General features: G+C 42.5%; 23 protein-coding genes. 10 read left to right on the forward strand and 13 right to left on the reverse strand.

Translation table 11 applies throughout. The annotated features are described in order from the left end of the window. Positions 1-87 precede the first annotated feature (87 nt). From UH38_RS01260 to UH38_RS01290, 7 genes are all read right to left on the reverse strand, one after another. Positions 88-1,377, reverse strand: coding sequence for a glucose-1-phosphate adenylyltransferase (locus UH38_RS01260; protein ID WP_045053034.1), 1,290 nt, complete (start codon positions 1,375-1,377; stop codon positions 88-90). 171 nt (positions 1,378-1,548) lie between these two features. Then, the gene (locus tag UH38_RS01265; protein WP_045052780.1) at positions 1,549-1,824 is read right to left on the reverse strand and encodes a MoaD/ThiS family protein; all 276 of its coding nucleotides are present in this window, start codon (positions 1,822-1,824) and stop codon (positions 1,549-1,551) included. A gap of 91 nt (positions 1,825-1,915) precedes the next feature. Next, on the reverse strand, positions 1,916-3,208 hold the full coding sequence (gene thrC / locus UH38_RS01270; protein ID WP_045052781.1) for a threonine synthase: 1,293 nt from the start codon (positions 3,206-3,208) through the stop codon (positions 1,916-1,918). Positions 3,209-3,536: 328 nt separating this feature from the next. Beyond that, positions 3,537-3,797: a MoaD/ThiS family protein gene (locus tag UH38_RS01275; protein WP_045052782.1), complete on the reverse strand. Its 261-nt coding sequence runs from the start codon at positions 3,795-3,797 to the stop codon at positions 3,537-3,539. 3 nt (positions 3,798-3,800) lie between these two features. Then, entirely contained in the window at positions 3,801-4,385 is a 585-nt protein-coding gene (locus tag UH38_RS01280; protein WP_045052783.1) for a J domain-containing protein, read from the reverse strand. A 57-nt stretch (positions 4,386-4,442) separates the two neighbouring features. Then, positions 4,443-5,033, reverse strand: coding sequence for an ATP-dependent Clp protease proteolytic subunit (locus UH38_RS01285; protein ID WP_045052784.1), 591 nt, complete (start codon positions 5,031-5,033; stop codon positions 4,443-4,445). Between the two features lie 30 nt (positions 5,034-5,063). Further along, positions 5,064-5,753, reverse strand: coding sequence for an ATP-dependent Clp protease proteolytic subunit (locus UH38_RS01290; protein WP_045052785.1), 690 nt, complete (start codon positions 5,751-5,753; stop codon positions 5,064-5,066). A 238-nt stretch (positions 5,754-5,991) separates the two neighbouring features. On the opposite strand from UH38_RS01290, the gene UH38_RS01295 reads away from it, so the two are divergent. Continuing rightward, on the forward strand, positions 5,992-7,239 hold the full coding sequence (locus UH38_RS01295; protein ID WP_045052786.1) for a vWA domain-containing protein: 1,248 nt from the start codon (positions 5,992-5,994) through the stop codon (positions 7,237-7,239). 237 nt (positions 7,240-7,476) lie between these two features. Here the strand turns inward: UH38_RS01295 and UH38_RS01300 are convergent, their stop codons facing one another. From UH38_RS01300 to UH38_RS01305, 3 genes are read right to left on the reverse strand one after another with little or no spacing between them, the layout of a single operon-like run. Then, positions 7,477-7,728 (reverse strand): hypothetical protein, encoded by a 252-nt coding sequence (locus UH38_RS01300; protein ID WP_200892231.1) that lies wholly within the window; start codon positions 7,726-7,728, stop codon positions 7,477-7,479. A gap of 43 nt (positions 7,729-7,771) precedes the next feature. Further along, the gene (locus tag UH38_RS25225; protein WP_072044865.1) at positions 7,772-7,957 is read right to left on the reverse strand and encodes a hypothetical protein; all 186 of its coding nucleotides are present in this window, start codon (positions 7,955-7,957) and stop codon (positions 7,772-7,774) included. A 1-nt stretch (position 7,958) separates the two neighbouring features. Further along, positions 7,959-9,038, reverse strand: a complete 1,080-nt coding sequence (locus tag UH38_RS01305; RefSeq protein WP_045052788.1) for a PIN/TRAM domain-containing protein — start codon at positions 9,036-9,038, stop codon at positions 7,959-7,961. 332 nt (positions 9,039-9,370) lie between these two features. Here UH38_RS01305 and hemW point away from each other — a divergent pair, with 332 nt between their 5' ends. From hemW to UH38_RS01330, 5 genes are all read left to right on the forward strand, one after another. Next, positions 9,371-10,582: a radical SAM family heme chaperone HemW gene (hemW, locus tag UH38_RS01310; protein ID WP_235354994.1), complete on the forward strand. Its 1,212-nt coding sequence runs from the start codon at positions 9,371-9,373 to the stop codon at positions 10,580-10,582. Positions 10,583-10,836: 254 nt separating this feature from the next. Next, the gene (nirB, locus tag UH38_RS01315) at positions 10,837-13,371 is read left to right on the forward strand and encodes a nitrite reductase large subunit NirB (RefSeq protein WP_045052789.1); all 2,535 of its coding nucleotides are present in this window, start codon (positions 10,837-10,839) and stop codon (positions 13,369-13,371) included. A gap of 109 nt (positions 13,372-13,480) precedes the next feature. Then, positions 13,481-13,834, forward strand: a complete 354-nt coding sequence (gene nirD / locus UH38_RS01320) for a nitrite reductase small subunit NirD (RefSeq protein ID WP_045052790.1) — start codon at positions 13,481-13,483, stop codon at positions 13,832-13,834. 45 nt (positions 13,835-13,879) lie between these two features. Continuing rightward, complete coding sequence (locus tag UH38_RS01325; protein ID WP_045052791.1) at positions 13,880-14,449, forward strand: Uma2 family endonuclease; 570 nt, start codon at positions 13,880-13,882, stop codon at positions 14,447-14,449. 81 nt (positions 14,450-14,530) lie between these two features. Beyond that, positions 14,531-15,040, forward strand: coding sequence for a DinB family protein (locus UH38_RS01330; protein WP_045052792.1), 510 nt, complete (start codon positions 14,531-14,533; stop codon positions 15,038-15,040). 92 nt (positions 15,041-15,132) lie between these two features. Here UH38_RS01330 and UH38_RS01335 read toward each other — a convergent pair whose 3' ends face one another. After that, complete coding sequence (locus UH38_RS01335) at positions 15,133-16,620, reverse strand: tyrosinase family protein (protein ID WP_045052793.1); 1,488 nt, start codon at positions 16,618-16,620, stop codon at positions 15,133-15,135. A gap of 253 nt (positions 16,621-16,873) precedes the next feature. On the opposite strand from UH38_RS01335, the gene UH38_RS26590 reads away from it, so the two are divergent. Beyond that, entirely contained in the window at positions 16,874-17,029 is a 156-nt protein-coding gene (locus tag UH38_RS26590) for a hypothetical protein (RefSeq protein WP_160295916.1), read from the forward strand. A gap of 20 nt (positions 17,030-17,049) precedes the next feature. On the opposite strand, the gene UH38_RS01340 is transcribed toward UH38_RS26590, so the two are convergent. Beyond that, positions 17,050-17,976, reverse strand: a complete 927-nt coding sequence (locus UH38_RS01340; protein ID WP_045052794.1) for a LysR family transcriptional regulator — start codon at positions 17,974-17,976, stop codon at positions 17,050-17,052. 230 nt (positions 17,977-18,206) lie between these two features. After that, positions 18,207-19,154: a LysR family transcriptional regulator gene (locus UH38_RS01345; RefSeq protein WP_045052795.1), complete on the reverse strand. Its 948-nt coding sequence runs from the start codon at positions 19,152-19,154 to the stop codon at positions 18,207-18,209. Between the two features lie 537 nt (positions 19,155-19,691). Here UH38_RS01345 and UH38_RS01350 point away from each other — a divergent pair. The 3 genes from UH38_RS01350 to UH38_RS01360 all read left to right on the forward strand — a co-directional run bounded on the left by UH38_RS01350 (position 19,692) and on the right by UH38_RS01360 (position 24,063). Continuing rightward, positions 19,692-21,062 carry a CmpA/NrtA family ABC transporter substrate-binding protein gene (locus tag UH38_RS01350; protein ID WP_045052796.1) on the forward strand — a complete coding sequence of 457 codons (1,371 nt, stop codon included), beginning with the start codon at positions 19,692-19,694 and terminating at the stop codon, positions 21,060-21,062. A gap of 56 nt (positions 21,063-21,118) precedes the next feature. Further along, complete coding sequence (gene ntrB, locus UH38_RS01355) at positions 21,119-21,955, forward strand: nitrate ABC transporter permease (RefSeq protein ID WP_045052797.1); 837 nt, start codon at positions 21,119-21,121, stop codon at positions 21,953-21,955. A gap of 107 nt (positions 21,956-22,062) precedes the next feature. Continuing rightward, on the forward strand, positions 22,063-24,063 hold the full coding sequence (locus UH38_RS01360; protein WP_045052798.1) for an ABC transporter ATP-binding/substrate-binding protein: 2,001 nt from the start codon (positions 22,063-22,065) through the stop codon (positions 24,061-24,063). Positions 24,064-24,143: the final 80 nt, after the last annotated feature.

Genomic DNA, 24,143 nt, shown 5'->3' on the forward strand with positions numbered 1-24,143 from the left:
TAAGGCAGCAACTCCTAGTATTTTTGAGTTGTTTGAGGAGTGGGAGAGCGGGAATCCCCCTGTAATCCCCCTTATCTCCCAGCTTAACTAAATAATCGTGCCATCCTTAATTACGGCATTTTTCATCACTACAACGATGCCGCTACGGATATAGAAACCTTGACTTTCTCTTTCAGCTTCTTCTACTCGATCTTTATTGATAATCTGCACGTCGCAACCTATACGAGCATTTTTGTCAATAATTGCCCGACGAATTGTACTGTTGGAACCGATTCCCAAGGGAACGTTATTGCCTTCGCATTGCGATTGCTCTTCTGCAAAGGGCTGGTAGAAGTCTGCGCCCATGAGTAAGGAATCGTCAATAATACAGCCTGATTCTACACGCGATCGCACTCCTAATACTGAATGCTGAATCCGACAATTTTTTAAAATACAGCCTTCACCGATAATTGATTCTGTCACCTGGCAATCTAAAAGTTTGCTCGGTGGCAAATAACGAGCGCGGCTGTATATTGGCGCAAGCTCATCGTAAAAGCTAAAAGGCGGATGCGGTTGTTTTGTCAGTGCCAAGTTAGCATCATAAAAAGCTTCTATTGTTCCAATATCTTCCCAATAGCCATTAAACAAGTAAGCTTGGACGTTGTGATTCTTGGCTGCTGCAGGAATAATCTCTTTACCAAAATCAGTTTGTTCTAGCGATTGCCGGAGCAAATTGATCAAAACTTCTCTTTTGAAAACATAAATGCCCATTGAGGCAATATATGGCTGCTGCTTGGCTTGTTCGGCACTTAAACCCAACACCGTAGTATCGACTTGCATTTGCCTTAGCTCTTCACCTGTGGGCTTTTCGCTAAAGTCTACTACCCTACCGGAATCGTCAATTTTCATCAAGCCAAAACTCGATGCTAGGCGTTCGGAGATGGGAACAACCGACAGAGTAATATCTGCCTGCGTCTCGCGGTGGCGCTGCACGAACAAGCGATAATCCATCCGGTACAAATGATCGCCTGATAAGATGAGAAATTCATCGACTTCCCACTCTTCTAGCAACCAAATATATTGGCGCACAGCATCGGCTGTACCCTGGAACCAGTTAGGATTTTCTGGTGTTTGCTGGGCAGCTAGCACTTCGACAAAGCCATCTGTAAAGCCAGGAAAACTATAAGCGCGAGCGATATGACGATTGAGCGAAGCAGAGTTGAATTGCGTAAGAACGTAGATTTTGTATATTTCGGAATTGATACAATTACTAACTGGAATATCAATCAGGCGGTATTTGCCTGCTAATGGTACTGCTGGCTTGGCGCGTAGCTTAGTAAGCGGGTAAAGCCGAGTACCCGCACCGCCGCCTAAAATGATCGCTAATACTTTCTTCACTAAAATTCCTCCAGGCTGCCTATCAACTCTCAAGTTTAGTGTCTGATTGTGTGGCTCGGTTGGCAAGGGGGTTAGGGGGATCTCATACCCCCTAAAAGATAAATAGGGTGCATTAATCAATGCACCCGTACCACACCAACTATTTAACAAGTACAAGATTAGCTAATGTTATCAACCGCCAGCAACAGCAGGAACTATACTAACTTCGTCACCTTCTTTTAGCGGTGTATCTGTGCCTTCTAGAAAGCGGATATCTTCGCTATTGACGTATAAGTTCAAAAATCTGCGTGGCTGTCCCTGTTCGTCACACAAACGGGCTTTGATACCAGGGCAACTTTGCTCTAAAGATTCAATTAATTCTGCAATAGTCGCACCACTACATTCTAGGGTAGGCTGGTCGTTGGTAAATTTTTGCAGGGGAGTGGGAATTAGAACTTTGACGGACATATTTGGAGATGGGAAGACAAGGGTTAATAATTCGTAATTCGTAATTCGCGCATTCGTAATTACTAGGGGACAAGGGGGACTACAGGGGGATCTAAACCAACACTGGCTGCCAGTCTAGACGATCTAGCGTACGCGCTCTTTCGATCGCTCTTTCAAAGCTGTCTAACTTAGCTTCAATCGTTAGTGGTTCGCCGATATAGCCTTGTACGGCTTCCTGGGTTTTTAGCCCGTTGCCTGTAATATATACTACTGTGGTTTCTTCAGGATCGATTTTGCCTGCTTCTACTAGCTTTTTGAGTACGGCTACTGTCGTTCCGCCTGCTGTCTCTGTAAATATGCCTTCGGTTTCTGCTAGTAACTTGATGCCTTCAATAATTTCTGCATCGTTGACTGATTCAATATTACCGTTGGTTTTCCGAGCTATATCTAAAGCATATACGCCGTCTGCTGGATTGCCGATCGCAATTGATTTAGCAATTGTACTTGGCTTGACTGGCTTAATAAAGTCTCTATCTTCCCGATAAGCTTGAGCAATCGGCGAACAACCTTCTGCTTGTGCGCCGCTAAAACGGACTTTTTTCTCGTCTACTAAGCCAACTTGAACAAATTCTTGGAAACCTTTGTAGATTTTGGTAAATAACGAGCCAGAAGCTAAAGGCGCAACAATATGGTCTGGTAATTGCCAGCCTAGTTGTTCGGCAACTTCGTAACCGAGAGTTTTTGAACCTTCGGAGTAGTAAGGACGCAAATTGATATTGACAAATCCCCAACCGTATGTATTGGCAACTTCGCAGCAAAGACGGTTAACTTGGTCGTAGTTACCTTCTACTGCCATGACTGTAGGACCGTAGATTAAAGTACCGAGGACTTTACCAGCTTCTAAGTCAGCAGGAATAAATACGCAACAGTCTAGACCAGCATGAGCGGCGATCGCTGCTGTAGAATTAGCTAAGTTTCCGGTACTAGCGCAAGAGACAGTTGTAAATCCTAGTTCGCGGGCGCGGGTAAGAGCGACGGACACTACTCTATCTTTGAAGCTCAGAGTAGGCATATTGACGGCATCGTTCTTGATGTAGAGATTTTTCAATCCCAAGCGTCGCGCTAACCGATTTGCCTTGACCAGCGGAGTCATCCCAGTACCGACATCAATGGGGTTATCGGTAGCTACAGGTAAAAATGCTTTGTAACGCCAAATTGAATTTGGTCCAGCTTGAATGCTTTCGCGGGTGACGCTGCGACGCAGAGCATTGTAGTCATAAGTTACTTCTAATGGTCCAAAGCAAAATTCGCAAACGTGGCTAGCTTTTAGTTCGTATTCTGCGCCGCATTCTTTACACTTTAGGGCGCTAAATGTGGCTGTTGTTTGTGCGATCGCGCTGGTCATTAGAACTGCTCTCCGTCTCTTAGTCCGTCAACTTCGTTTGATACTAACACGCGCTATTTTGCACGTCAAACAAACCCGACTTTTTTTATCGGGTTTGCTTTGTAACATGATAACTAATTAACTAAACGTCTTGTATAGCAACAGTTATAGTTATTGCAGGTAAGTAAAAACAACGATTATTCAGCGCTCGAAACAATAAAAGTCCACGATTTATAAGTAAAATTAATATTTTTCTTTATATTTAGCTTTATCAACAGCCATTGGCTAATCAGTTAAAAGTTCAACATTTGCGTACTAATAACTGGTCACTGGTCACTGGTCACTGTTATTACCCGCCGCTAACAGGCGGAATCATAACTAACTCGTCGCCGTCTTGCAGTAGAGTTTCAGGCGGAACAAACTGCAAATTGACACCGAAGCGAGTGATATTTTGCCATTTTTGCAGTTCGGGATGTTCGGCAATCAATTGTGCTAAGACTGTAGCTACTGAAGTTTGCGCGGGAAGTTGCAGCACTAACTCGGATCGCCCATAAGCTTCTTGATATGCTGCAAATAGCTTGAGCGTGACAGTAATTAAAGACTCAGACATAAGCTACCACAAGCGTTCCAAGCGACGAAAATCTCTTTCTACTTCAGACCACAACTGACGGTTGTGAGGGTCAGTATTTAAGGCTTTTTTGAGGAAAATTCGGGCTTTATCTAGCTGTCTTTGGTCAACTAACTGACTGCCATAACGCTGATATGCGATCGCCTGCCACGATTTTACCTCAAGGTCGTAAGGTAAACGTTGCGCTAATGCTTCGACAAGTGCGATCGCTTTGACAAACTTTTTGTACTTCCACAACTGCTGTAATTGTTGATGGTAGTCGTTTTTCAGCTTTTGTTCGGCAACAGATAACGGCGGCGATTGAGGATAAGGATCTTTGCGCGTTACCTTTGTTTTGGCTGACTGCGTTACTTTTTCCTGAGATTCAACCGAACGTTCGAGCGACGGTTGAACTGTACTCAGTAACAACTTATAAGCATCGCTCAAAGCAATAAACTTTTCTTTAGCTGCGTTGCTAGGATTGATATCAGGGTGGTATTGCCTTGCTAGGCGGCGGTAGGATGCTTTGATTTCAACTAGCGTAGCTCCCGACTTTAATTCCAACAAGTGGTAACAATCTGCAATGTCCATAGATGAAATAATAGCCCCCAGTAGCTAAAGATTTTAACTTGCTGGAGGCTAAAGCAGTTAGACTCGTTCGATAACGCGATCGATTAAACCATAAGCTACTGCTTCTTCAGCAGACATGAAATAATCGCGATCGGTATCTTTCTCAATTTTTTCTAGAGTTTGTCCAGTTTGATCGGCAAGCATCTGATTTAGTTGATGCCTTAGCCGCAAAATTTCTCTAGCTTCAATTTCGATATCTGTCGCTTGACCTTGTGCGCCACCTAGCGGTTGGTGGATCATAATCCTAGCGTGGGGAAGTGCAAGCCGTTTGCCCTTAGTCCCAGCAGCTAGCAAAAACGAACCCATAGAAGCAGCCATACCAACGCAAATAGTCACGATATTTGATTTGATATGACGCATAGTGTCATAGATTGCCAAACCTGCTGTAACCGAACCACCAGGAGAGTTGATGTAGATATAAATATCTTTGCTTTGATCTTCAGAATCTAGATAAAGCAATCTCGCAATGATGGAATTTGCCATACCATCACTAACTTCTCCACTTAAGAAGATAATCCGCTCCAACGAAAGACGCTCGTAGATATTAATCCACTGTGTAAAAGGTTCGCCAGGAAAGCGGTGGGGAACTCTAGGAATACCAATAGGCATAAAATTCTCTCCTGTAAATGAAAATAGAAATTAACGAGGCAGAGCAACAGGTTGAGGAAGATCGCGAGAACTTGCCAAAACTCGATCGATTAAGCCATATTCTTGAGCTTGTTGAGGAGTCATATAGAACATCCGATCCATATCTTTAGAAATTTTCTCTTTCGGCTGACCTGTATTATTAGAGAGAATATCTAAAATAACCCCCTTATTTGCCAAAACTTCTTTAGCTTGGATTTGGATATCTGTAGCTTGAGAGTAAGGAGCGCGACGGCGGGCTTGGTGCAATACAATCGTAGCGTTGGGAAGACTAGCTCTAAAGCCTTTTGTCCCTGCCGATAAAATCATTGCTGCCGTACCCATCGCCTGACCAATACAGATAGTATGAACTGGTGGCTTGATGTAGTTTAGCGTGTCGCAAATGGCAAAAGCTTCGGTTTCAAAGCCGATCGCATCGCCGCCATACCAAGAAGTACCTGTAGAGTTGATGTAAATATAAATAGGTTTTTCTGGGTCATCGTATTGCAAGTAGAGCAATTGAGCAATAATTAGCTCGGTAACATCTACACCAAGTTGCTGCTTATACTCATCGGGAGATACCAAAGGTAGCCCTAGATAAACAATCCGTTCCTTTAAAAGTAAAGACGGTAAATCTGGCGGTGGTGTGCGGTAGGAGGAATCGCCGTAATAAGGCGCTTGAACAGCTTTGACTGGTGAGTTCATAGCAACTGATGCCTGAAATAATGCCGTTATCTGTTAATACATCCTAACGCGACGCGCAACTTCACGAGCAGTACGGATTTCCAGAGGGCGATCGCTCTATTTGTTAACCTACAACTGGGGAAGACCTAAGATATCCTGGGTATTGATAGTGTAGCTATATGAATGACTTTTGATGGCGTTGATGTAACGCTGTTTTGCTCGCTAATAATTTCTCTAGCTTTAGTTAGGAATCTACTTCATGAAAGTTTTATTGCAGCCAGCTTTAAATGATGCCAATTTAGATGCAAATCAAGCAAGTAGCCAGCGTCAGCTAGCCATTTCTATTGGCGCGACTTCTGCAAATAACGGTCGTGCTGTACCCTTAAATTTATGCTTAATTCTCGACCATAGCGGCTCAATGAACGGACAACCGATGGAAACGGTCAAACAAGCTGCTAATCGTTTGGTAGATAGATTGACCTATGGCGATCGCTTGTCTGTTATAGTATTCGATCACCGCGCCAAGGTATTAATCCCCAATCAAGTAGTAGAAGATCCAGACAAAATCAAAGCCCAAATTAACCGCCTCAATGCTGATGGCGGTACGGCAATTGATGAAGGAATGAAGCTAGCCATTGAAGAACTGGGTAAGGGGAAAAAAGAAGCAATTTCTCAAGCCTTTTTGTTAACAGATGGCGAAAACGAACATGGCGACGACGGACGCTGTCTTAAATTCGCTCAAATTGCTGCAGATTACAATTTAACGTTAAATACATTGGGATTTGGCGACTATTGGAACCAAGATATTTTAGAAAAAATTGCAGATGTGGCTGGTGGTAAACTTTCTTACATTCAACAGAGCGATCGAGTAGAAGAAGAGTTTGGACAGCTATTTAGTCGGATTCAATCGGTAGGACTAACTAACGCCTATTTGCTATTTTCTCTAGAGCCAAACGTGCGGTTAGCCGAACTCAAGCCAATTTCTCAAGTTGCACCCGATACAATTGAGTTGCCATTGCAGCGCGAAAGGGACGGACGTTTTGCAGTACGCTTAGGCGATTTGCTCAAAGATACCAATCGGGTAGTATTGGCAAATATGTACGTAGGCAAGCTTCCCGAAGGAAAACAAGCGATCGCTACTCTTCAAGTTCGCTATGACGATCCAGCCCAAGATAAAGTGGGGTTATTATCTGAGGTTATTCCAGTCGAAGCAAATGTTGTCAAAGTTTACCAAAGCGCTCCCAATCCCCAAGTACAAACGCATATTTTGGCTTTAGCTAAGTATAGGCAAACGCAGATGGCAGAAGCAAAATTGCAACAAGGCGATCGCTCTGGCGCGGCGACTATGCTGCAAACAGCAGCAAAAACAGCTTTGCAAATGGGTGATAATAGTGCGGCAACTGTATTGCAAACTAGCGCAACAAGGCTGCAAGCTGGGGAGGAACTATCGCAGAGCGATCGTAAGAAAACGCGGATTGTGTCTAAGACTATATTGCAAGATTCGTAAATTTATTGTGTTAAGGAACGCAGATGCACAAGGCAGTACGCTCAAAGCGGCTTTGCCGACTTGTAGCACCTGCCGCGCAGATGCACGCAGATAAAACAGGATAATTCTTGCAAAAGCTCTAAGTTCATAGCAATTGTTTCAAAATTTTGCAAGTCCTCCTGCGCGGACTTTGTCTGCAACATAGCGAATTATATTCACCCTATACTTTTGCGAAGGTCAGCAAACAATATGGAGGATTTAACTGGTCACTGTCATGATAGAGTCATAGTTATCGTAAATGCTCATTTCTGGACTATTCCAATCATCTGCGAACGAGCCTAAATTAGCTCGTAAAGATTCAGCTTGTAGGCGATCTATTCCATAGGCGCTTAGTTCAATATCATTTGACTCAATAAAAGTAACAATTACTCGTGTTTTATCATTGATGTTAGTTGGCAACTGTGAGAGTTCAATTTTCCCATTACGGTAAATGCCTTCGGTGCTAGTCATTATTACTATGTCTATAGGTTAGATAACTAAACAGTAATGGTAGCTATCGTTTTTTCTTAGCTTTCCAAGTACCACCATAAGTATAGAAGGGATTATTGTCCTTAACCGCAGGCAAACAGGTGTCGCAGACAAATATCCAATCGCCTTCCTCTTCGTACTTCACCCGATACAAAATCGGTACAGTTAGACTGCACCGATCGCATGATTTTTCTCGAATTGGACGGGACATATTAGGCAAAGGCAGAGGCTTGAGGCTTGGCAAATATCATTCTGCCAGCAGAAGTCTGTAAGGCGCTAGTTACAACTACTCTTACTTCTCCGCCAACGTAACTGCTGCCTTCTTCTACTACAACCATTGTGCCATCTTCTAAGTAGCCGATACCTTGACTGGGTTCTTTGCCTTCTTTGAGAATTTTGATATCGATGTTGTCGCCTGGTAGGTAACTAGGACGTACGGCATTAACTAAGTCGTTCACATTCAATACAGGTACTTTCTGCACGCTAGCGACTTTGGATAAGTTGTAGTCGTTAGTTAGCAATGTGCCATCAATTTCTTGGGCAAATTTGACTAACTTAGCATCTACTGTGGTGATATCTTCATAATCCATTGAGTTGATCGCAATGCGATCGGGGTAAGCTTCTTTAATCCGGTTGAGAATTTCTAGTCCTCGTCTTCCCCGTACTCGTTTTAGATCCTTAGCGCCATCAGCTAGCTGCTGTAGTTCTTGCAAGACAAATTGCGGCACTAAAATTTGTCCTTCTAAAAAGCCAGTTTCTAACAGGTTTTCTATCCTACCATCGATAATGCAGCTAGTGTCTAAAACTTTGGTAGGAGAAGGTTTTAGCGATCCTTCTGCCAACAGCATTGTTTCTACGGTATGGGGATTAATTAGCCGCAAGAAGCTACGTCCGTGAGTATCAGCTAGGCTAATTCCCGAAAAGGCAGAGATAAAGCTACCTAAAATAGCAACTAATGGCTTAATAAAGGCAAAGTCTTCAGGGATGGGTAGTAAAAATAAGGGTGCTAGCATTAAATTGGCAACTAATAGCCCTACTACTAAGCCGATCGCCCGTGTCAATAATACATCGACTGGCATTTCTCGGACTTTGGTTTCCACACGATGATAGGTAATTTGGAAACTCAAACCCACTGCACCGCCAACGATCGCCCCAAATACGCCGATAATCGTGCGTAAGGCATCAACATTGCTTACTTCTTTTTGTACTGCTATTGGCAGCAATTCTAGACTGTAGAAGCCAATTCCGGCTCCTGCTATGATAAATGAAAGGACTATGATTGCATCAAGCATTGGTTAAACCCACTTGAATAATTATGTTGCCGTTCCTTGGTCGGGAATCAAACAACCTATATTGATATTGATCTATGATAATATCTTTGTTCTTCTCAGGTAATAGCCAGCTTTGTTCGGCGATCGCACCCTACTAATAAATATGAGAATTTTCTGAAAAAGTTATAGCTTAAGTTAGAGTAAAAACCTTTATTCAGCGCTATTTAACCTGAAAATTGTATAGCAAATTTCACTTTTAATAAAAAATACTTAAATAAATTAATTATTAAATATTTCTGTATTTATTGCACAATTTCAGTTAGTAAAATTAGGCAGAATTTTAGCAAATTAAGGTGTTATTAGATTTATTTACAAAGATAGAAGAAACAAAGCTTAATTCCCCAACTTCTGCCTACGTGCATATTCCTTTTTGCAGGCGGCGGTGTTTCTACTGTGATTTTCCGGTGGCTGTTGTGGGCGATCGCTCGCGTGGGGAAAACAGCGATCGCATTGCTACTTATGTTGATACAATCTGCCAAGAAATTGCTGTAACTCCAGCTTTAGGTAAGCCATTAGCAACTGTGTTTTTTGGTGGCGGTACTCCTTCTTTACTATCAGCTAGTCAATTAACTCAAATTGTAGAAGCTTTAAGCAAACATTTCGGTATCAATGCAGATGCCGAAATTTCAATGGAAATAGATCCAGGTACATTCGATTTCAACCAGTTGCAAGGTTATTGTCAAGCTGGAGTAAATCGGGTCAGTATGGGCGTACAGGCATTTCAGCAAGAATTATTGCAATTATGCGGGCGATCGCACTCTGTTATCGATATCTGGCAAGCTGTAGAGATAATCCGCCAGGTAGGAGTACCAAATTTTAGCCTAGATTTGATTTCCGGATTGCCTCATCAAACCATAGAACAATGGCAAGAATCGCTTTCCAAGGCAGTAGAAATTGCGCCTAACCATATTTCGATCTACGATCTTACTATTGAGCCAGTGACAGCCTTTGGACGTTATTACAATCCTGGCGTTCAACCTCTACCAACTGATGACACTACGGCTTTAATGTATCGTCAAGCACAGCAAGTTTTGACGCAAGCTGGTTACGAACATTATGAAATATCTAACTACGCGCAAAATGGATATCAATGCCGTCACAATCGAGTCTACTGGGAAAATCGCCCGTATTATGGTTTTGGGATGGGTGCAACTAGCTACGTTCAAGGACAGCGCTATACAAGACCCCGCAAGACCAAAGAATACGATCAATGGTGTGCAGAGTATCAAGCAGCCAATGGCGTGTTAGACTGCCCGCCAACGCCCGCAGATGAAGTATTGCTAGAAACGTTAATGTTGGGTTTGCGTCTCAAAACAGGCGTAAGGTTATTGACGTTGCAGCAAATATGTGACGAACCTACATTAAGGCGAATTTTGCAGTGCTTGCAACCTTATCAAAAGCAAGGCTGGGTAGATGTTGAGGATGGATATATGAGATTAACCGATCCAGAAGGTTTTTTATTTTCTAACGTTATTTTAGCAGCTTTATTTGAAAAATTAAGTTAGGAAACAACAATATCCTCTTTGATTTAAAAACAACTTACATTTAGTAACTAAGAATACAGATATATTTGCTCGTTTAGACATAGCCATAACAGCTATTAAATATTTAGTAGAAATTTTCACTTATGCAGAAATTGAATAAATATAGTTCATTTATCGCATCATTTTAGCAATTCTGTTGCTTTTGCTACAAAACAACTAGGGAATTACTCTAAATGTCTTATTAGGATAACTGAGACATCATATAACAAAAATCAATGACAGCCAAAAAGAACCTTGTTGTAATTGGCAATGGCATGGTAGGACATAAGTTCCTAGATGAAATAATTGCCAAAGGTGCGATCGCAAATTGGAATGTAACTACATTTTGCGAAGAATCCCGTGTAGCCTACGATCGCGTTAATCTTAGCGGTTATTTTTCGGGAAAAACAGCAGCAGATTTATCTTTGGTTGAGCCTGGTTTATATCAAGACAATGGGATTAAAATCTATATTGGCGACAAAGCAGTTTCGATAGATCGCCAGCAAAAAATAGTCTACAGTGCCAATGGCGTAAAAGTTTCCTACGATAAAGTTGTACTAGCAACAGGTTCTTATCCGTTTGTACCGCCAATTAAAGGCAAAGAATCTACAGGTACATTTGTTTATCGCACAATTGAAGATTTGGAAGCAATGTCAGCGTATGCCAAAAATTGCCAAACAGGGGTAGTAATTGGTGGCGGATTATTAGGCTTAGAATGTGCCAACGCGTTGAAAAACATGGGTTTGCAGACTCATGTAGTTGAGTTTGCACCGAGATTGATGCCAATGCAAGTAGACGATCTTGGTGGTAATGTTTTGCGTAACAAAATAGAGGAAATTGGCGTTAGCGTTCATACCAACAAATCAACTACAGAAATTGTTAGTCCTGATGGTAAAGTTACCAAAATGACGTTTGCTGACGGTTCAGAATTAGCAACAGACATGATTGTTTTTTCGGCGGGTATTCGTCCCCGCGATGAGATTGCTAGAGAATGCGGAATAGAAGTAGGAAATCGCGGTGGTATAGTTATTAACGAATATTGCCAAACATCAGATCCCGATATTTACGCGATTGGTGAATGCGCCTTACATCAAAATCGAATTTATGGTTTAGTTGCACCAGGCTATACAATGGCGAGTGTTGTAGCTAATGTATTTAGTAACATTACCAGCACTTTTGACGGCGCTGATATGTCTACAAAACTCAAACTTTTGGGTGTAGATGTAGCTAGTTTTGGCGATGCATTTGCTAAAACTTCTGGTGCGAAAGAGATTGCAATCACTGATGCAATTTCGGGAGTCTATAAAAAGCTGGTTGTTAATGAAGATGGTAGCCGTTTATTAGGTGGAATTTTAGTCGGCGATGCATCTAGTTACGGTACATTATTGCAATTCGTGCAAAATAATATTGCCTTACCACCACATCCAGAAGACTTACTGATTCCACCACGAGAAGGGAAAACTGCTGTGGGTATGGGTGTAGAAAGTCTCCCAGATACAGCGCAAATTTGCTCTTGTAATAATGTCAGTAAAGGACAAATTTGCAGCGCTATTGTTGAAAACAACTTTACCGATATAGCTAGCGTCAAAAAATGTACTAAAGCTGGTACTGGTTGCGGTGGTTGCGTACCATTAGTAACCGATTTGCTTAAGTCGGAAATGAAAAAAGCAGGGATAGAAGTAAAAAATCATCTCTGCGAACACTTTGCTTATTCGCGTCAAGAAATATATCACTTAGTCCGCAGCCAAAAGATTATCACTTTTGAGGAATTGCTAGCAAAACACGGTCAAGGAAAAGGCTGTGAAATTTGCAAACCTGCAGTAGCTTCCATTTTGGCTTCTACTTGGAATGATTACATTTTAGATCGGTCTCATGTAGGACTTCAAGATACAAACGATGCATATTTAGCAAACATTCAAAAAGATGGTACTTATTCAGTAATTCCGAGAGTACCAGGCGGCGAACTAACTCCAGATAAGTTGATTGTTTTAGGTGAAGTAGCAAAAGACTTTGGACTTTATACAAAAATTACTGGCGGACAAAGAATCGATTTGTTAGGTGCGCGTGTCGACCAATTACCGCATATTTGGCGGCGATTGATAGATGCTGGCTTTGAATCGGGACACGCTTACGGTAAGGCATTAAGAACAATCAAGTCTTGTGTAGGTAGTACCTGGTGTAGATTTGGCGTGCAAGATTCTACAACTTTGGCAATTGATTTAGAACTAAGATATCGCGGATTGCGATCACCCCACAAACTAAAATCGGCTGTATCTGGCTGTACGCGGGAGTGTGCGGAAGCACAAAGTAAAGATTTTGGCGTAATTGCTACCGAAAAAGGCTGGAATTTATACGTCTGTGGTAATGGTGGAATGAAGCCACAACACGCAATTTTGCTAGCAGAAGATATAGATAAAGAAAGGTTGATCAAGTATTTAGATCGTTTCTTGATGTTCTATATTCGCACCGCCAATAGGTTAGAAAGAACGGCGACTTGGTTTAATAAGCTAGAAGGTGGAATTGATTATCTCAAGCAAGTAATTATTCACGACTCTTTAGGTATCGGCGAAGAGTTAGAAAAAGAAATGCAGCACTTGGTAAATACCTACGAATGCGAGTGGAAAGCAACAATTGAAGATCCTGAAAAACTTAAGCGCTTCCGCCATTTTGTCAATTCAGATAGTACCGATCCTAGCCTAATTCAAGTAGAAGAGAGAGGACAAAAGCGCCCAGCTTACGAGCATGAAAAATCGCTGATGGGTATTTCTTAACAGTGACCAGTAAACAGTAACCAGTGACCAGTTAATCAAAAAATTGAGGGCATTTTACCTACTAAATGGTAAATGATTTAGTTGAGCAAAAAGTAATTAGGAGAACACAATGGTTCAAGCATTAACTAAGAAGGATACTAAATGGGTTGATATTTGTGCAGTCACAGATATTAACCCGAATACAGGCGTATGTGCATTAGTTGCAGGCGAACAAGTAGCAATTTTTCGCGTAGGTGACGGCGATGAAGTGTACGCGCTGAGTAACTACGAGCCATTTAGCAAAGCTTTTGTACTATCTAGAGGTATAGTAGGCGATCGCAATGGCACAATCAAAGTAGCATCGCCAATCTACAAGCAAAACTTTAACCTTGCAACCGGACAGTGTTTAGACGACGAAACAGTTAGCATAGCTACCTATGCAGCAAGAGTTGTGGAGGACAGAGTACAGATAGCTACAAGCTAACTGCATTATCCTAGAAGATAGAATGCCAGGATAAGGAGTTTCGCCATGAGCCAGACTACAACCGATAGAGTGCGCTGGACTACAGCAGATATAGAACTCTTAGCCAATAACGATGGTACGCGCTATGAAATCATTGACGGAGAATTGTTTGTGACCAGAGCGCCTCATTGGAGACATCAAAAAACTTGCCTTAAAATTGGGACAAAGTTAGAACTGTGGTCAGAAGCGAAAGGCTTAGGGGAAACTACTGTTAACCCTGGCATAATATTTACAGATGCCGATAATGTAATTCCTGATGTAGTTTGGGCAAGTAATGAACGATTAGCAGTTTTGCTAGATGAAGCAGGACATCTGACAGGCGCACCAGAATTAGTTGTAGAAGTATTATCTCCTGGTGCAGAACAAGAGCGGCGAGACAGAGAAGCTAAACTCAAACTCTATTCCTTAAGAGGAGTACAGGAGTATTGGATTGCAAACTCCCAGTTGGAGACAGTAGAGATTTATCGCCGCGAAAATGCCGCCTTAGTATTAGTCGCAACGCTGACAGGTGATGATGAATTAAGTTCGCCCATATTGCCAGATTTTGCTTGTTCTGTAAGGCAGTTTTTTGAGTAGAAAAGGGTTGGATGCGATCGCCTCTTCAATGGTAAAAAGCGATCGCTACAATAATAAAATTACCTAGCAACACTTAAATATATGTATGACGGCAGCTATTACCAGTTGATGGCTGAGTACAATCTGTGGATGAATCAAAAGATTTATACAGTTTGTGCAGATATTCCCGACCAAAAGCGCAAGCAGGATCTCAGTGCATTCTTTAAGTCAATTCACGGAACTTTGAATCATTTACTGTATGGCGATAAAGCTTGGATGGGGCGCTTTACAAACCAACCATTTACAATTACAGCGACTTCTCAAGAAGTATACTCTGACTTTGATGCGCTCAAAGTAGAACGAGAAAATACAGATCGAGAAATTTTAGAATGGTCTCAACATCTTACTCCAGAATGGTTGAGCCAAGAGTTTGAATATATTAGTAATGTAGATGGTAAACGTCGCATCCTACCAACTTGGATTTTAGTCACCCATATGTTCAATCACCAAACTCATCATCGCGGACAGGTGACAACTCTAATTAAACAACAAGGCTACGATCCAGGTGTGGTAGATGTTCCCTGGCTACCAAGCTTAAATGCAGTTGTTTAACTTACATTTAGAGTGGCATAAAAAGCGATCGCCTAAATTTTCTATATACTACCAAGCCAGGTAGATATTCCCCTGGCTTATATTTTTTCTGACTACTCCCTAGTAATAGTCACTCCGCTAAAGCGAACTGCTTGTTGCACTTGATTGGGACGACCTCGCCGCCTTCTGTTGCGTTGTTTTTCTTGCGGTGGAACAAATGTTATTGCAATAGAATTTCCTGCAATTAGATTGCGCCTTTGTAACTCGCTGACTACATCAGTAATATCTAGGCTAAAAGTGCCTTGTTGGTGCAGAGAAAATAGCGACAATATCCCAGCATAGTAAGGACTATTAGGATTTGGAGCAACACCTTGAGGCAAGTTGATATAGATATCGTATGCAAGTGGGTTTTCTGCATCGTACTCAACTTCTATGACGTTGAGAGTAACTGTAGAATCCTCAACTAACACCGTACGCGCTAATAGGTTCTGAGCTTGAGCAGTTAAAGTTAAAGGAGTATCGCCAAGTACAAATGTTACTTCTTGTCCGTTAGCAGATACAGCGACTTCTTCTGGCGTGCTAGCAACTGTGCGTTGACTATTTATATCTGCATTTGGGGATAAAGCTACAGCATTACTGCTTCTCGTCAAAGGATCGTCATAGATATAGTTTAGTTGTGTTGCTGTATCGAGGATATTTCTAGCGCTCATCCGCACCGCATTTCTATTTTCATCAAAGAAGGTAAATGTATCATTCATCCAATCAATGTCATCTGTAGGATTGACTCTTCCACCTCCTTGCCTTAGCCAGCGCTCCCAAAGGCGATCGGTATTGGCATGATGGAGCCAAAAAATCGGATCTTGAGCAGCAGTAATTGGATTGCCCATCAAACCACCTATACTGGCATGAACTTGGTCATGGGGTCTTCTTTCCAGTTCTCCTTTACCACTAGCTGTATGACTTGTCTGACTTACCCTGCGCCCACCAAAGCTTGAGCCTGTTGTTGTATGGAAAAAGTTGGTGCGCCGAAATGCCGATGCATATCCTACAATCGTTGCTGGCAATGCAGCACCGCTATTGACATTAATATTGCCAGTGCGATCGCTTTCATACAAAGAATTTGTACTCTCGTTGGCTGGAATCCGAAATGGTGCGGGTAGAACGCGCTGCGCTCCAACATCTGAATAGTTCCAATAGGGAAGCGCTAAAGTAGAGTCGCCGGAAGCTTGGCGGAGAATCCGCTCGAAGTAATATAAGTACATCCGATGCCAAGGGAAGAAAAAGAAAGTCCCATGATCGCAGGTATTCCATGATGCTAGCAACGGTCGAATAGTAGTCCCATGAATGTTTGCCTGATAAGCCCAACTGGTGGGATTGTTAGCAGGTCGGGACTTCATTACCTGAACGCCTCTTCTTAAAGCCGCAACTTTTGCAGGCGACTGCATGAAAGTGTATATGTTCTCGCGCACGAAGGTAGCAGTCTGGGCGTTGGCTTTTTCAACGAAAAACCTGCTAATCAATGGAACGCTACCAACAGCAGTTCCTGCAGAGGCATAACTGACAAGCTTTAAAACTTGACGGCGGGAAAGCTCGTGGCTCATAAATTTCGCTCATACTTGCAATATAACTGTTTGCACGAGAACTCATATAAGTTCTTAGTTAACAAACAATGTTTTCTACAAGAATGAGTAAAGATTTTTAGGTAGCAAGCGGATTTATTTACTCAAAATTCATCAATATTAGCTAAATATAAAAAGTCTGTAAATTCTTACCAATTATACTTTTTGTCCTACTTACCCTTATTTTTTGGCGAAAAATTAGTCGTAATTCTACTTGCACGCACAAGATTACTAAATGACTATTGATACATTACTAAGTGCATCTTATATGAATTTACTCCTACCTAGTTGCCAAAATAGCCGATCTGGCACGAGCAAATATAAAACAAGTCAGACAAAGATTCTAGCGATCGCCATAATTCCCGATGCGATCGCCAACATCCACTTATAGAAAAATTGCTATCCACCCTATCAAAATACACCTTGCAAGCTAGTTTTCTGAGCTATTTCCTTGCCCTCATCGAGTAAATATTCAAAGAAAGTCCGAGCAACGACTGATAGCTTTTTGCCTGTAGGATAGACAACATACCAATAACGCTTGATCGGAAACTCCTGCACATCTAAAACTGTAATTTGGCTGTTTAATCCTTCCAAAGCAAGTACGTGACGGGATAAAACAGAAAGCCCCAAACCACCAGCGATCGCCTGCTTGATAGCTTCATTGCTACCTAAATCTAGCTTGACTTTGACGCTAACTCCATGACGCTCGAATAAGGCTTGTACGGCTTTGCGCGTCCCCGAACCTGGTTCGCGCATGATAAAGGGTTCGTCAGCAAGACTTTCGATGGGGATATTTTTCTCTCCCGCTAAAGGATGCGATCGCGGTGCGAGTACGACTAAAGGATTTTCTAGAAATGGGTGGAAGCTGACATCGATATCTTCAGGCGTTTGGCTGACTATATATAAGTCGTCTCGATTGTGCAGCAAATTTTCGAGGACTCTTTCGTGATTTGTCACTGTCAGCGATACATCAATGCCTGGGTAACGCTGGCAAAATGGTCCTAACAAACGGGGAATTACATACTTAGCTGTGGTAATTGTCGATAGTCGTAAGCCCCCCTGTTTTAACCCTTTTAAGTCTGCAACAACTATTTCAAACTGAGATATCTTCTCGAAAACGTCATGACAAGTTGCGTATAATTCTTGACCTGCTGTAGTTAAATATAGTTGCTTACCCACCTGCTCGAATAATGGGAGTCCAACTGCTTTGGCTAATTGCTTGACTTGCATAGAAACAGTTGGTTGCGTGAGAAATAGTTCCTCAGCCGCGCGGGTAAAACTACTGTGACGAGCTACAGCTTCAAAAACTTTTAGCTGATGAAGAGTTGCTTGCTTCAATCAAGTTTCTCCTAGACAGAGCGCTCATAGATAAAACTCTATCATATCAATCAGAAACAAAGACTGTTCTTTATAAAAGTTCAGGAGTAAGATGAATATACGTAAGACAGAAGCAATCCCTTCCATAACTGGCGTTGTACTATGAGATGGTGTACAGCGCCTTTTTATTTGCTCAGTTTTCAGCCTCACAAGATAGTTTATTCAGCAGCTACAAAGAGAATTGGCAGACATTAGAAGCTCTTGACCAAAGTTCCTTGCATATATTCTAAAGTTGTCTGCTCGGCAATTTGTTTGCCTTCTTCTAAGAAGTAATCCAAAAAAGTCCGCGCAACAACAGATAGTTGCTTGCTAGCAGGGTAAATAATATACCAATGCCGCTGGATGGGTAAGCCTTCCACGTCAAGCACAGTTAATGGACCATTTGTACCTTCTAAAGCCAAGGAATGGCGAGATAGAATAGATAGTCCTAAGCCGCCAGCGATCGCTTGCTTGATTGCTTCATTGCTACCAATTTCCATTTCTACATTTAGCTCTACTCTATTTTCTTTAAAAAATCCTTCGACTACCATCCGCGTCCCCGAACCTGGTTCGCGCATAATAAAAGGCTCTTGAGCTAGACGTTGCAGAGAAATATTTTTCTCTTTAGCTAAAGGATGGTTGTGGGGTGCGATCGCCACTAATGGATTTTCTAATACCGGACGCAGATTGATATCTAAGTTGTCTGGCGGTTGTCCCAATATATAGAGATCGTCTAAATTCTCGTTCAGGCGTTCTAATACTTGCTGGCGGTTGATTACTTGCAAGGAAATATTAATTCCTGGATAGCGATGGCGAAATGGTCCGAGTACGCGAGGAACGAAGTATTTAGCAGTTGTAATTACGGCTAAACGCAAATTTCCTTGCTTTAATCCGCGAAAATCAGCCAATTTCATTTCTAGCTTAGATAAGCGCTCGGAAATATCTTGGCATACTGTCAACACCTCTTGACCTGCATCTGTTAAATACAGACGCTTACCAACTTGATCGAACAAAGGTAAACCAACAGCTTTAGTCAGTTGCTTGATTTGTTGAGAAACAGTCGGTTGCGTCAAAAACAGTTCTTCTGCGGCGCGGGTAAAACTACCAGAACGCGCGATCGCTTCAAAAACCTTCAATTGATGAAGAGTGGCGTGCTTCAATGTCTATTCTCCTGGGAACTGCTCTCATAGAGAAAGTCTATCATCAATTTCTAATTGGTAATGTACGTCTATTCATCAAAAAACGGTAGATCATAGATATTTCGCTATCTTATCGATTCAAATAGACTACCCCTAGGGCTTTTAGCTAAGATTTATGTGCTTACTGCAACTGCTGTTTGCTAACGAAGCGCTATTTGGGACAAAAACCCCAAACTTAAGCAAAAATTAACTATTGACTTTCTCTATACCATGTATCAAAAATTATAGCTTGCTTCTATAGTTGCATCGCGGTATTCTCATATCAATGGAGAAGCGGCACAACGCCCTTCCTCAACGCAGAGACAATCGTGAGTTTTGCAAGCCAAGATTTTCTCATCTCAATAATATTCGCGCTCAGCAATAAGCCAGCTTAGTAAACTACGCAGATTTTCCCAGCAGTTTCCTGGCTTTATTTAGCGCATCTGCACCTAGTGCTATTGATGCGCCTAGCGTCGGCATAGGTTTAGTTGCAACTTGAGTTGTTTACCAGGAGATTTTATGAGTCAGTTTTCTCACCCAGTTTCCCGCCGCAAATTCCTAGTTACTGCTGGAGCATCTGCCGTAGGATCTTTATTACTTAAAGGTTGCTTGGGCAACCCCCCAGATACAATTACTGGTGCTAGTTCTGGTAATCAAGCGACCCAAGTAGCAGCAGTTGACCTTAGCCCCGAACAAACACCAGAAACTACTACAGTCAAGTTGGGATATATCCCTATTGTCGAAGCAGCACCGTTCATTATTGCCAAAGAAAAAGGCTTTTTTGCTAAGTACGGCATGAAGGATGTCAACTTATCTAAGCAAGCCTCTTGGGGTTCGATGCGAGACAATACCGAGATTGGCGCATCAGGTGGCGGCGTTGATGGCGGTCAGTATCAAATGCCTATGCCGCATTTAATTACTGAAGGTCGCATTACTAAGGGCAATCAAAAGATTCCCATGTATGTGTTGGCGCAATTGATTACTCAAGGAAATGGCATTGCCCTGGCTAGCAAGCACGCGGGAAAAGGCTTAGGACTAGACCTATCTAAGAGTGGCAAAGGCGTATTCGACCAACTGAAATCATCAAACACACCTTTTACAGCAGCTTATACCTTTGCCCAAGTTAATCAAGACTTTTGGATTCGCTACTGGTTAGCAGCAGGCGGAATTAACCCAGATACAGATGTAAAACTAATTCCCGTTCCTGCCGCCCAAACTGTCGCCAACATGAAGACAGGAACAATGGATGCTTTTAGCACTGGCGATCCTTGGCCCTCGCGCATTGTCAAAGACAAAATTGGCTTTATGTCGATGCTGACTGCCGAAATGTGGAAAAATCACCCTGAAGAATACTTTGCCCTAAGAGCAGATTGGGTTGATAAAAATCCCAAGGCGACTAAAGCACTTTTGAAAGGAATTATGGAAGCCCAGCAGTGGTTGGATAACTTTGACAACCGCGAGGAAGCAGCCAAAATCTTAGGTTCGCGCAATTACTTCAACTTGTCTCCAGAATTTTTAATCGAACCATTCCAAGGTAAGTACGACATGGGCGACGGGCGCGTAATTGATGATAAATCATTGGCTGCTTACTACTGGAAAGATGAAAAAGGTAGCGTTTCTTATCCTTATAAGAGTCACGATCTATGGTTCTTGACTGAAAGCGTTCGCTGGGGCTTTTTGCCAGCAGACTATTTGACTAACGCTAAAGCGTTGATCGATAAAGTTAACCGCGAAGATATTTGGAAAGAAGCAGCAAAAGAAGCAAATATTCCAGCGGCAGACATTCCCACAAGCACATCTCGCGGTGTTGAAGAATTTTTTGATGGTGTCAAGTTCGACCCAGAAAATCCCCAAGCTTATTTGCAGAGTCTCAAGATTAAGCGAGTTTAAAGCAAGTTATAAGTTTTTGTCCACTAATTACAAATGTTTTGAGGAGAATTTAGTCCATGACAACGCTGCAAAGACGCGCGATCGCCAAGCCCCAAAATACCTGGGCAACTAAGCTCAAAAAGCAATACCCTGACCTAATTCCACCCATTGTCGCGCTGCTCGTGTTTCTAGGTATTTGGCAGTTATTTTCTTGGATTCCAGGCGCGACTTTGCCAGGACCGATACAAGTTGTTCAAGATACTTGGATTCTCATATTTTGGCCCTTTTACGATCGCGGTGGTACTGATAAAGGTCTGTTTTGGCAAATTTGGGCTAGTTTGCAGCGCGTAGCAATTAGTTATACCCTAGCCGCAATTGTCGGGATTGGTTTGGGCATCTTGATCGGTACAAATAAAATGATGTCCAAAGCTTTAGATCCGCTGTTTCAACTACTAAGAACAGTTCCACCTTTGGCTTGGGTTCCTATCTCTTTGGCAGCTTTGCGCCAAAACGAACCAGCCGCTTTATTTGTAATTTTCATTACGGCGATTTGGCCCATTTTGATTAATACGGCAGTGGGAGTTAAGCAAATTCCTCAAGACTACAACAACGTTGCTAAAGTTTTGCAGCTAACTCGCAAAGAATATTTCTTCAATATTTTGATTCCCTCGGCTTTACCCTACATCTTCACGGGCTTGCGAATTGCGATTGGTCTTGCATGGCTAGCAATTATTGCCGCAGAAATCGTTATGTCTGGAATTGTCGGTATCGGCTTCTTTATCTGGGAAGCTTATCAAAACAACAATGTCAGCGAAGTAATTTTGGCACTAATTTACATCGGTATTGTTGGTCTGCTGCTAGATAAGCTGATGGGTTGGGTGCAAAACAAGATTGTGCCAGAAGGACAAAAATAATTGGGCAGGGGCGTTTTGGAAAACGTTGATGCCGCGATATTTAGGAGACGTTGCAGTGCAACGTCTCTACATGAAACAACACACAATTACCAACACAAATAAAGATTATGTCTGTTTTTGTTGCTATAGATTGCATTGATAAGGTTTTTGAATTAACTGGCGGCGGATCTTATATTGCCCTCAAAGGTATCGATTTACAAATAAAAAAGGGTGAATTTGTCTCTTTAATTGGTCACTCTGGTTGCGGTAAGTCAACTTTGTTAAATACGATCGCAGGCTTGGATTTACCTACAGAGGGCATAGTTACCTTAGAAGGACAAAAAATTACTCGCCCAGGTCCCGACCGCATGGTAGTGTTTCAAAATTATTCGCTTTTACCTTGGCGGACTGTACGCGAAAATATTGCCTTGGCTGTAAATGCAGCAATGGCGGATCTGCCAGTAAGCGAACGTCGCTCGATTATCGAACATCACATTGATATGGTGGGCTTGCGCCAGCACGCGGACAAACACCCAGGAATGCTATCGGGGGGACAAAAACAACGAGTTGCGATCGCTCGTGCTTTGGCTATTCGTCCTAAGTTACTGCTACTAGACGAGCCTTTTGGGGCTTTAGATGCGCTGACGCGGGGTAATTTGCAAGAGCAATTGATGCAAATTTGCGAGGAAAACCAAGTTACAGCCGTGATGGTAACTCACGATGTTGATGAAGCAGTGTTGCTATCTGACCGAATTGTGATGCTGACTAATGGACCTGAATCAAAAATCGGGCAAATCCTTGAAGTAGATATCCCCAGACCCCGCAAGCGGATGGAAGTAGTCGAACATCCTAGCTACTACAGCTTGCGAAGCGAGATGATTTACTTCCTCAACCAGCAAAAACGGATCAAGAAGATTCGGGCGCGGAAAACTGCCGTTGTTGCGCGTCATGGCTTAGAAAAAGTCAATCTCGATATCGGCTTTGTCCCCCTAGCAGCTTGCGCCCCTCTAGCTGTTGCCAAAGAAAAAGGCTTTTTTGCCAAACACGGACTTGATGAAGTTAATTTAGTGCGGGAAACAAGCTGGCGCGGCATTGTAGACGGTATTTCTGGCGGTTACTTAGATGCAGCCCAGATGCCTTCAGGAATGCCTGTGTGGATGACTCTAGGCGGTGTAGAGAACAAATCTATTCCTGTGGTCAGCGCTCTTACCCTTACCCGTAACGGTAATGCTATCACCTTAGCAAAGCACTTTTACGACGAAGGTGTATATTCTTTAGCTGATTTCAAACAGTTTTTGCTGCGGACTCGCGACCAACGCCATACATTAGGTATGGTTCACCCTTCCTCAATGCATAACTTACTGTTGCGTTATTGGTTAGCTGCTGGCGGTATTGACCCCGATGTTGATGTCAATCTCAAGACTATTCCTCCAGCTCAAATGGTGGTCGATTTGCAAGCGGGAAGTATTGACGGCTATTGCGTCGGCGAACCTTGGAATATCCGCGCGGCGACAGAAGGAGTTGGCTTTACGATCGCTACAGATCAAGAAATTTGGTTAGGACATCCAGGTAAAGTCTTGGGCGTGCGCGAAGATTGGGCAGCAGCTTACCCCAATACTCATATTGCTTTAGTCAAAGCTTTGTTGGATGCTTGTCAATACTGCGCTGATGAAGCTAATAGCGAAGAATTACGTTACTTATTAGCGCGACGGGAATATTTGAGTACCGATGTGTCTTATATTTATCTTGGCGACCCCAATCCTGATGCTTGCAATTTGTCTCAGCCTATGAAGCAATATGCCCACCATCAATTTTTTGGACAAGGCGTAAATCGTCCTAGTCGTACCGAACACTTGTGGATTATGACCCAGATGGCACGTTGGGGTGACGTTCCACTGCCGAGAAACTGGGTAGAAATCTTAGAACGGGTGTGCCGAGTTGGTGTGTTTAGCACGGCAGCAAGAGAATTAGGTTTAGATGTCAATTACAGTCGCAGTTCGATTGAGCTATTTGATGGCGTATCTTTCAATGCTGAAGATCCGATTGGCTATCTCAATAGTTTGGCGATTAAACGCGATTTCTCTGTTGCGGAAGTTGCCCTAGATTCTCGAACTCTTGCAGTCGCTTAGTTAAAAATCGTATGGGGTTAGACGTAGCAGTGCTACGTCTCTACAACAACTCACTTTCTGCTCTGTTTGTTGACCTTCTA

The sequence above is a fragment of the Aliterella atlantica CENA595 genome, from assembly GCF_000952155.1.
GTDB classification, from domain to species: Bacteria; Cyanobacteriota; Cyanobacteriia; order Cyanobacteriales; family Chroococcidiopsidaceae; genus Aliterella; species Aliterella atlantica.

Coding starts and splice junctions, on each gene's coding strand:
- UH38_RS01280 (WP_045052783.1), bottom strand. CDS start 4,385: ATGGACATTGCAGATTGTTACCACTTGTTGGAATTAAAGTCGGGAGCT.
- UH38_RS01335 (WP_045052793.1), bottom strand. CDS start 16,620: ATGAGCCACGAGCTTTCCCGCCGTCAAGTTTTAAAGCTTGTCAGTTAT.
- UH38_RS01290 (WP_045052785.1), bottom strand. CDS start 5,753: ATGAACTCACCAGTCAAAGCTGTTCAAGCGCCTTATTACGGCGATTCC.
- UH38_RS26590 (WP_160295916.1), top strand. CDS start 16,874: ATGACTATTGATACATTACTAAGTGCATCTTATATGAATTTACTCCTA.
- UH38_RS01275 (WP_045052782.1), bottom strand. CDS start 3,797: ATGTCTGAGTCTTTAATTACTGTCACGCTCAAGCTATTTGCAGCATAT.
- UH38_RS01325 (WP_045052791.1), top strand. CDS start 13,880: ATGAGCCAGACTACAACCGATAGAGTGCGCTGGACTACAGCAGATATA.
- UH38_RS01350 (WP_045052796.1), top strand. CDS start 19,692: ATGAGTCAGTTTTCTCACCCAGTTTCCCGCCGCAAATTCCTAGTTACT.
- ntrB (WP_045052797.1), top strand. CDS start 21,119: ATGACAACGCTGCAAAGACGCGCGATCGCCAAGCCCCAAAATACCTGG.
- UH38_RS01360 (WP_045052798.1), top strand. CDS start 22,063: ATGTCTGTTTTTGTTGCTATAGATTGCATTGATAAGGTTTTTGAATTA.
- nirB (WP_045052789.1), top strand. CDS start 10,837: ATGACAGCCAAAAAGAACCTTGTTGTAATTGGCAATGGCATGGTAGGA.
- UH38_RS01295 (WP_045052786.1), top strand. CDS start 5,992: ATGAAAGTTTTATTGCAGCCAGCTTTAAATGATGCCAATTTAGATGCA.
- UH38_RS01305 (WP_045052788.1), bottom strand. CDS start 9,038: ATGCTTGATGCAATCATAGTCCTTTCATTTATCATAGCAGGAGCCGGA.
- UH38_RS25225 (WP_072044865.1), bottom strand. CDS start 7,957: ATGTCCCGTCCAATTCGAGAAAAATCATGCGATCGGTGCAGTCTAACT.
- nirD (WP_045052790.1), top strand. CDS start 13,481: ATGGTTCAAGCATTAACTAAGAAGGATACTAAATGGGTTGATATTTGT.
- UH38_RS01265 (WP_045052780.1), bottom strand. CDS start 1,824: ATGTCCGTCAAAGTTCTAATTCCCACTCCCCTGCAAAAATTTACCAAC.
- thrC (WP_045052781.1), bottom strand. CDS start 3,208: ATGACCAGCGCGATCGCACAAACAACAGCCACATTTAGCGCCCTAAAG.
- UH38_RS01300 (WP_200892231.1), bottom strand. CDS start 7,728: ATGACTAGCACCGAAGGCATTTACCGTAATGGGAAAATTGAACTCTCA.
- UH38_RS01330 (WP_045052792.1), top strand. CDS start 14,531: ATGTATGACGGCAGCTATTACCAGTTGATGGCTGAGTACAATCTGTGG.
- UH38_RS01285 (WP_045052784.1), bottom strand. CDS start 5,033: ATGCCTATTGGTATTCCTAGAGTTCCCCACCGCTTTCCTGGCGAACCT.